Here is a 7933-nt window from a genome sequence, read left to right as displayed (position 1 = left end):
AATCCACGGCTGCAGCACCTCCCTCACTCAAGAGCCTGCGCCACCGGTAAAGCAGATTGGGCGCAACGCCATGGCGGCGAGCGGTAGACGATACCGTCTCGCCTGGTTCAAAACTCTGCTCAATGATCGTCAGCTTTTGCTCGGTTGTCCACCGCCTGCGGCGAACATCACCCGTCAGCAATTCAACGTGTCGATACTCGTTAGACATAAGCCTGTCCTCAAGCCTGTGCTTGAGCCTTTCTGCTTATGCCGACCTGTCCGGTCGAAATGGGGGGCAGTTCACTACGAGGAGACGCTACAACCCCGTCCGCATATCCGGCAGGGCGCATGAAGGCTTTTCACGTTGTGCTTGGCTTTGCTTCTACGATTGCATAGCGCTCACCTCACCGACAAGAAGGCGAGACACTAGTTTGAACAGCCTATATCTCTCTTAGGAATTCATCCCGGCCTTATTCTCAAGCCAATTTCGCGCGGCTTCCCAAGACGAAAAAGACTCGCGTTCATCATGTTGGGAATAAGCAACCCAACGCGCTTCAGGCGCATTGCCCTTTTCCATTATAATGGTGCCGATACGATTTCCATGATTGTCTTGAACCGGGTAGATCATCGTGAGCCTCCTCTATCTCGCGCATTAAATCTCGGGAAACCCGAGGGGCCATCCTCACGAATGGGTGTGGCATTGAAGCCTATACAAATCTCAAGAATTCCCACTACTATGGAATAGCATCGAGCAAGCTACCCTTTCATCTATGCGAACCGGTGTATTCTACGCCCCCGATACTATATAAGATGCTAACCAATCAGCCACCGAAAACTCGTTTGTCGAGGTTAACACGTGACCATACTTATCAACCAGCCTCATCCATCCATTGACCGTGAAAGCATCGACAGGCTTGTCAGCACCTTTTACGGTAGGGCCCGCGAGGATGCTCTGATTGGCCCTATTTTTGATAAGGCGGTAACAGATTGGGACCATCACATAGCCCGGATTAGTGAGTTCTGGTCATCGGTAATTCTGAAAACTGGTCAATATAATGGGCGTCCGCTTCCGCCTCATCTAGCGCTGCGGCTGGAGAATAAACATTTTGACCGTTGGCTGGATCTGTTTGAACAAACAGCCCGGGAAATATTTCCGCCTGAGGCATCAATCATATTTATTGATCGCGCAAGGCGTATTGCAGATAGTTTTGAAATGGCAATCGCCAGCCAATCCGGCACAATCGCAAGCCCACGCCACTCCCGTCGACAATTATAAGGCCCTACCACATCTCAGTGACAAGGCCTTAAAGCTTACGCAGCAGGTTTAGTGTTTTCTGCTTTTAGCTTCTTTTCACAACGCAATAACATGCCATAAAGATCGCGGGGCTCATCCGGATCAGCTAGCAGATCCAATTGTTCATAAAGCCCGGTATCTTTTAGCTTATCGCGCACATAGCGTAACGCTGAAAAATCCTCGGTGGCAAAGCCGACCGAATCAAACAACGTAATCTGGCGAGCATCTTTGCGGCCCTGTTCTTTTCCAGCAATGACTTTCCATAATTCATTGACCGGATAATCCTCCGGCAATTGCTGGATCTCACCTTCAATCCGGGTCTGCGGCGGATATTCTACGAAAATATCCGAGCGAAGCAGAATATCGCTATGAAGCTCGGTTTTGCCCGGACAATCACCGCCAATCGCATTAATATGCACACCCGCACCAACCATATTATCGGTTAAAATGGTTGCATTGAGCTTGTCTGCGGTCACGGTAGTGATGATTTCCGCACCCTCCACCGCTTCTTCAACGCTCTTGCAGATAACAATATCCAGACCCGCGCCTTCTAAATTGCGTGCGCATTTTTCTGAGGCCTGATGATCAATATCGTAAAGCCGCAATTTATCCACGCCCAGCAAAGCCTTGAAGGCAAGCGCCTGAAACTCGCTCTGTGCGCCGTTTCCAATCATCGCCATGGTGCGGGCATTTTCCGGTGCAAGATATTTTGCTGCCACGGCGGAAGTCGCAGCGGTACGCAACGCGGTCAATATAGTCATTTCAGTAAGCAGCATAGGATAGCCGCTGCCAACATCGGACAAGACACCAAAGGCCGTGACTGTTTGCAGCCCTTCTTTAGTATTTTTCGGATGACCGTTTACATATTTAAAGCCGTATAATGTGCCGTCGCTCGTTGGCATCAGCTCAATAACGCCTTCTTTGGAGTGTGACGCCACGCGCGGTGTTTTATCAAAACTTTCCCAACGGCGAAAATCCTCTTCAATATAATCTGCCAGCTCCCGCAGAAATGTTTCGACGCCCACTGAAAGCACCAGCTTCATCATGTGATCGACGCTGACGAAGGGAACAATATTGAGGTTAGGCTCAGTCATGATTTCTCCTAATAACTGCGTGTCGGGCGGTCCATGACACTGCGGCCCAAAAGGCTCGCCATCAGGTCCACCATGATGGTTGCGGTGCGTCCGCGCTCATCGAGGAAAGGGTTGAGTTCGACAAGATCCAGACTTGTCACTAAACGGCTGTCATGGAGCATCTCCATGATCAAATGAGCTTCGCGAAAAGTAGCGCCACCAGGAACCATGGTCCCCACTGCTGGCGCTATCGAAGGATCAAGAAAATCAACGTCTAAGCTGACATGGAGCAATCCATTTTCTGCTTTCACGCGCTCTAAAAAGCGACGCAACAGCGATGCAACCCCATGCTCATCAATCAGTCGCATGTCTAAAACGGAAACTTTAGTTTTCTGAATAGCCGCGCGTTCTGCAGGGTCGACGCTCCGAATACCCATCATACAGACGTTTTGCGGGTCTATGGCAGCTTTCAAAGGTGGAAAATAACCTTCAAACCCCTTTTGCCCTGTAAAATAAGCCACTGGAGTGCCGTGTAAATTACCACTTTCGGTCGTTTCCAGCGTGTGAAAATCCGTATGCGCATCAAGCCAGAGCACAAATTGCTTCCGCTTTTTCTCGGCCGCACGCCGAGCGATGCCCGAAACTGTACCGGCTGCCAAAAGATGATCCCCGCCTAGAAAAATCGGGAATCCTTCTTCGCTTTCTCGATAGGCCGCTTCGCTGATAGCCTCGATCCAAGCCACCGATTGCGGCAGTGATTTTATCTTGGAATTAGGATGACTGATCGAACGTGGATCAGCGGGCACAAGGTTTCCCAGATCGGTGAAATCATGAGCCAGCTCACGAATAGCATCAGCTATTCCCGCGGCACGATACCCATCAGGCCCCATATTACAGCCTAAACGTCCCGTACCTTCTTGAACAGGCAATCCTAAAATCTTGCAATGCATAAAATATGGCTCCGTTACTTCCGGTTGTGATAGGATTGAGCCCCAGAAGCTGGGCAATGTGAAGCCTACGGATTGGCAACTATAACAATTTCCTTTATCAAAACGTCAGATTTATATTTCAAATCGGGGAAATTATGGACTCTCTCGACGAAAAACTGATCACGATTCTGCGCCATAATGGTCGTCGGAGCATATCTGACATTGCAATTGATCTTGGAGTATCCCGCGCAACGGTTCGCTCCCGTATGGAGCGTTTGGAAGAGCGTGGGGACATTCTTGGCTATACGGTCATCCTGCGCTCAGACGCAGTGGATTTGCCGGTTCGAGGCATAATGATGATCGAAATTGAAGGCCATGTCGCTGATCGGGTCGTCAAAGCCCTCGGAGGATTTTCAGAAATTTCGGCTATTCACACCACCAATGGCAGGTTTGATATTGTCGTGGAGCTTGGTGCCGCAACACTGACTGATTTTGATGCCGTCTTGCGGCGTATTCGTCTGGTACCTGGCATCAAAGCCAGCGAAACACATTTGCTTCTGGCGACACCACGCTCAACCCGCGCTAGACTCTAAAAAGAAAGGCCGGATCGCTCCGGCCTTATTTCTGGAAGCCTGCCCATTATGAAAGCCGACCTTGTTTAAGGAAGCCCGCTTTGGTTAAGGAAGCCCGCGTCGGTTAAGGAAGCATCGGATAATCCGTATATCCTTTAGCTCCGCCGCCATACATAAGCTTCGGGTCAAGCTCATTCAGTTCGGCATTTTCTTTCAACCGCTTCACGAGATCTGGATTAGCAATGAATGGCTTGCCAAATGCAACCAGATCCGCCTTTCCACTTTCGACCGCCTCTTCAGCCAATTCTCGATTATAGCCATTATTGACCATCCAGGCAGCTTTGCCGCCTGCTTCACGGTAAATCTGCTTTAAGCGAGCATAATCAAACGGTTCTGGACCTTGTTGGAAGTCCCGAGGCCCACCTGTAGCACCTTCAATAATGTGGACATAGGCAAGGTCATAACCGGCAAGCCTTTCTACCACATAATCGAAAAGCGGCTGCGGATCGGGGTCGGAAGCGTCATTTGCAGGTGTTACTGGTGACAGCCGAATACCTGCTTTGCCCGCGCCGGCTCCGGCCGTTACCGCATCCAAAACCTCAAACAAAAAGCGTGCACGGTTTTCTATCGAGCCACCATATTCATCGTCACGATGATTACTGCCTGATCGCAAAAACTGATCGACCAAATAGCCATTCGCACCGTGGATCTCAACGCCATCAAATCCGGCAGTTTCAACTGCCGCTTTTGCTGCTTTACCAAATGTAGCGACGATGTCAGCTATTTCGCTTTTGTCGAGCGCTCGCGGCTCTGATGTCGGTGTAAATTCGCCGCTGCCATCACCGTTAATGATGAAGGTCCGTGAATTAGCACGAATAGCCGATGGCGCAACGGGCTTGTCCCCATTGGGCTGCAAGGACGTATGTGATACGCGACCAACATGCCACAATTGCGTGACGATGGTTCCGCCACGCTGATGCACCGCATCGGTGACCCGCTTCCAGCCAGCGAGCTGCTCGGGCTTATAAAGTCCAGGAACATCAGAATATCCTTGCCCCTGCTGGCTGATTGCCGTTCCTTCAGAAATGATAAGCCCCGCGCTAGCACGCTGCTCATAATAAGTGATGTTAAGGTCGTTGGGCACCGATTGCGGTGAGCGGTTACGCGTCAGCGGTGCCATAACAATCCGGTTGGAAAGCTGGAGAGCACCCGCGGTGACAGGTTCGAATAATGAAGCCATTTTCTTCCTCTGGAAAATATTCGCTGTTCAAAGTTCTGCAATCAACGCGAGAAATGCGGCAATTGCTTTTTCGTCACGTCTATACAAAGTCCACTGTCCGACGCGTTGAGGAACGATCAGCCCGGCCTTGGCGAGTATCGAAAGGTGAGCCGAAACGGTCGACTGGGAAAGACCGCAACGGACAAACTGCCCTGCGCATACACCCATTTCCAATGGCAGATGCTGGTCGGAAAAATGTTTCTCCGGCTCTTTTAACCAATCAAGCATTTCCAAGCGCACAGGATTGGCCAGTGCCTTTAAAATCTCTTCCCGATTATCCGACCATTCTTTCGACATAGCCTGTCCTTAGAACCTCATAACGTATCGTTAGTTTCCGATATATGTATCGTAAAAAAACGATTAGTAGCCCTCGCCTGATCACAGCTGCGTGATCGGGCGCGCAAAGCTTTCCTGTGGACCACGTCAAACGTCTTGATTGCGCCTCACGCACTTCTGACTATGTTCACAGTGAACATTAAGACTAGGATGGATTATGTCGGATAATAATAGGCGTATTGCCTCGATCATTGCCGCAGAAATCAATGCAAAACCTGAACAAGCCGTCGCGGCGATCGGGCTGCTTGATGAAGGCTCCACCGTGCCTTTCATCGCTCGTTACCGAAAAGAAGCCACCGGTGGGCTGGATGATGTGCAGCTTCGCTTATTATCTGACAGGCTTGCATATTTGCGCGAGCTCGACGCACGCCGCAATTCCATCAAAGAATCCATCCGCGGCCAAGGCAAGCTAACGCCAGAACTCGAACTTAAAATCAGTCAGGTAGAAACAAAGGCTGAATTGGAAGATCTTTATCTTCCATATAAGCCTAAACGCCGCACACGCGCTGAGATTGCCCGCGAGCGCGGCCTTGCTCCCTTGGCGCAAGCAATCCTTGACGATCGTCGGCTGGTGCCAGAAGAGTTGGCCTCGCAATATCTCAACGAAGATGTAGCTGATGTGAAAGCTGCGCTAGACGGTGCGCGTGACATTATTGCAGAAACTTTTGCGGAAAATGCCGACCTCATCGGCGATCTACGAAACTATCTCAAAGACCGGGCTTTCCTGCGCTCGCGTGTCGTTGATGGCAAACAGGAAGCTGGTGCAAAATATTCTGATTATTTCGACCATTCTGAGCGCTGGGCAACGGTTGCCGGCCACCGCGCTCTTGCTATGCTTCGCGGGCGTAATGAGGAATTTCTCTCCCTCAATATCGAAGTGGATGCAGAAGATCCTTCTCCCGTTAAACCGGTCGAACGTAAAATTGCTGCCGCTTACAATATTGGTGCTACCCTGCCCGGCGATCGCTGGCTTATGGAAGTTGCAAGCTGGACCTGGCGGGTAAAACTTTCTCTCTCGCTTTCGCTTGACCTGATGCGTGAACTTCGCGAGCGCGCCGAAGAAGAAGCAATCAACGTTTTCGCACGCAATCTTAAAGATCTGTTGCTTGCAGCCCCCGCTGGCTCCCGCGCCACTATGGGGCTTGATCCAGGCATCCGCACTGGCGTCAAGGTGGCCGTGGTGGATGGCACCGGCAAATTGCTCGATACTGCGACAGTCTACCCCTTCCCGCCCAAAAACGATGTGCGCGGCACGCAAGCCGAGCTAGCAAGCCTAGTGCGCAAGCACAAAGTGGAACTGATTGCTATTGGCAACGGCACCGGTAGCCGCGAAACAGAACGCTTGGTCGTCGACATGCTCACCGATATGCCAGCACCAAAGCCGCTTAAAGTCATTGTGTCCGAAGCTGGCGCATCGGTCTATTCGGCATCCGAAGCCGCAGCGGCGGAATTCCCAAATCTTGATGTTGCACTGCGTGGCGCAGTTTCCATTGCTCGCCGTTTACAAGACCCATTGGCCGAACTCGTCAAGATCGACCCTAAATCCATTGGTGTTGGCCAATATCAGCACGATGTCGATCAGACACGCCTTGCCCGTGCGCTGGATGCTGTGGTCGAAGACGCTGTGAATGCTGTTGGGGTTGATCTCAACACCGCATCCGCTTCCTTGCTTGCTCGCGTGTCTGGGCTTGGTCAATCACTGGCAGAAGCCATCGTCGCACATCGCAACGAAGCCGGGGCATTTAAAAGCCGCAAGGAACTGCTCAAAGTGGCCCGATTGGGCAAACGAACCTTTGAGCAATGCGCGGGATTTTTGCGCATACCCAACGGCACCGAGCCGCTTGATGCGTCTGCGGTCCACCCAGAAGCCTATGGCGTAGCAAAGAAAGTCGTCAGCGCGTGTGGTCGCGATTTGCGCTCTCTCATGGGTGATAGCGCGGCGTTAAAAGCCCTTGATCCTCGTCTTTTCGTTGATGAGCGTTTCGGTCTTCCAACGGTTCGTGACATCATCGCCGAGCTTGAAAAGCCCGGCCGCGACCCCCGACCTGAATTTAAAACTGCCACTTTTGCAGATGGGATCGACGACATCAAAGATCTCAAACCCGGCATGATGCTGGAAGGTACAGTGACCAATGTGGCCGCCTTCGGTGCTTTCGTGGATATCGGCGTGCATCAGGACGGGCTTGTGCATGTCTCGCAATTAGCAGACCGTTTCATCAAAGACCCGCACGAAGTGGTAAAAGCCGGTGATGTGGTGAAAGTCCGCGTGGTCGAAGTAGATGTGCCACGTAAGCGGATCGGCCTTTCCATGCGCAAAGATGTTGACCTTACTTCGGGACGAGCCCCATCTGCACGCGATCAACGTGCGGCACACAATAGCAAAAACTTTACCCCACAACGCAAGCAGGCAGAGCCCACAACTGGCGGTCTGGGAGCGGCTCTGCTTGAAGCCATGAAGAAGAAATAATCTA

The 7933-nt window shown here is 51.5% G+C and carries 9 protein-coding genes; 3 read left to right on the top strand and 6 right to left on the bottom strand.

Going from position 1 to position 7933, the window contains the following annotated elements:
• Positions 1-208, bottom strand: a 208-nt coding sequence (locus tag C7374_RS10330; protein WP_146612714.1) for a transposase, incomplete at its 3' end; no start/stop codon positions are given.
• A 222-nt stretch (positions 209-430) separates the two neighbouring features.
• Positions 431-607 carry a hypothetical protein gene (locus tag C7374_RS16185; protein WP_170130238.1) on the bottom strand — a complete coding sequence of 59 codons (177 nt, stop codon included), beginning with the start codon at positions 605-607 and terminating at the stop codon, positions 431-433.
• A gap of 228 nt (positions 608-835) precedes the next feature.
• Here C7374_RS16185 and C7374_RS10325 point away from each other — a divergent pair, with 228 nt between their 5' ends.
• A complete protein-coding gene (locus C7374_RS10325; protein ID WP_111575542.1) occupies positions 836-1255 on the top strand; it encodes a group III truncated hemoglobin in 420 nt (139 codons plus the stop codon).
• A gap of 35 nt (positions 1256-1290) precedes the next feature.
• Here C7374_RS10325 and C7374_RS10320 read toward each other — a convergent pair whose 3' ends face one another.
• Together C7374_RS10320 and rocF are read right to left on the bottom strand one after the other, a co-directional pair.
• A complete protein-coding gene (locus C7374_RS10320) occupies positions 1291-2367 on the bottom strand; it encodes an ornithine cyclodeaminase (RefSeq protein ID WP_111575541.1) in 1077 nt (358 codons plus the stop codon).
• A gap of 8 nt (positions 2368-2375) precedes the next feature.
• Entirely contained in the window at positions 2376-3296 is a 921-nt protein-coding gene (gene rocF / locus C7374_RS10315) for an arginase (RefSeq protein WP_111575540.1), read from the bottom strand.
• A gap of 134 nt (positions 3297-3430) precedes the next feature.
• Here rocF and C7374_RS10310 point away from each other — a divergent pair, with 134 nt between their 5' ends.
• Complete coding sequence (locus tag C7374_RS10310) at positions 3431-3868, top strand: Lrp/AsnC family transcriptional regulator (RefSeq protein WP_111575539.1); 438 nt, start codon at positions 3431-3433, stop codon at positions 3866-3868.
• A gap of 103 nt (positions 3869-3971) precedes the next feature.
• On the opposite strand, the gene C7374_RS10305 is transcribed toward C7374_RS10310, so the two are convergent.
• Both C7374_RS10305 and C7374_RS10300 read right to left on the bottom strand, forming a co-directional pair.
• Positions 3972-5087: an alkene reductase gene (locus tag C7374_RS10305; RefSeq protein ID WP_111575538.1), complete on the bottom strand. Its 1116-nt coding sequence runs from the start codon at positions 5085-5087 to the stop codon at positions 3972-3974.
• Between the two features lie 27 nt (positions 5088-5114).
• The gene (locus C7374_RS10300) at positions 5115-5423 is read right to left on the bottom strand and encodes an ArsR/SmtB family transcription factor (protein WP_111575537.1); all 309 of its coding nucleotides are present in this window, start codon (positions 5421-5423) and stop codon (positions 5115-5117) included.
• Positions 5424-5619: 196 nt separating this feature from the next.
• Here C7374_RS10300 and C7374_RS10295 point away from each other — a divergent pair, with 196 nt between their 5' ends.
• Positions 5620-7929, top strand: a complete 2310-nt coding sequence (locus C7374_RS10295) for a Tex family protein (RefSeq protein WP_111575536.1) — start codon at positions 5620-5622, stop codon at positions 7927-7929.
• The last annotated feature ends 4 nt before the right edge of the window (positions 7930-7933 follow it).

It is taken from the genome of Falsochrobactrum ovis (assembly GCF_003259955.1).
GTDB lineage: Bacteria > Pseudomonadota > Alphaproteobacteria > Rhizobiales > Rhizobiaceae > Brucella > Brucella ovis_A.
Note: the sequence above shows the minus strand (reverse complement) of the source record. Positions and strands in the feature narration are given on the sequence as shown.

Coding starts and splice junctions, on each gene's coding strand:
- C7374_RS10310 (WP_111575539.1), top strand. CDS start 3,431: ATGGACTCTCTCGACGAAAAACTGATCACGATTCTGCGCCATAATGGT.
- C7374_RS10300 (WP_111575537.1), bottom strand. CDS start 5,423: ATGTCGAAAGAATGGTCGGATAATCGGGAAGAGATTTTAAAGGCACTG.
- C7374_RS10305 (WP_111575538.1), bottom strand. CDS start 5,087: ATGGCTTCATTATTCGAACCTGTCACCGCGGGTGCTCTCCAGCTTTCC.
- C7374_RS10320 (WP_111575541.1), bottom strand. CDS start 2,367: ATGACTGAGCCTAACCTCAATATTGTTCCCTTCGTCAGCGTCGATCAC.
- C7374_RS16185 (WP_170130238.1), bottom strand. CDS start 607: ATGATCTACCCGGTTCAAGACAATCATGGAAATCGTATCGGCACCATT.
- C7374_RS10295 (WP_111575536.1), top strand. CDS start 5,620: ATGTCGGATAATAATAGGCGTATTGCCTCGATCATTGCCGCAGAAATC.
- rocF (WP_111575540.1), bottom strand. CDS start 3,296: ATGCATTGCAAGATTTTAGGATTGCCTGTTCAAGAAGGTACGGGACGT.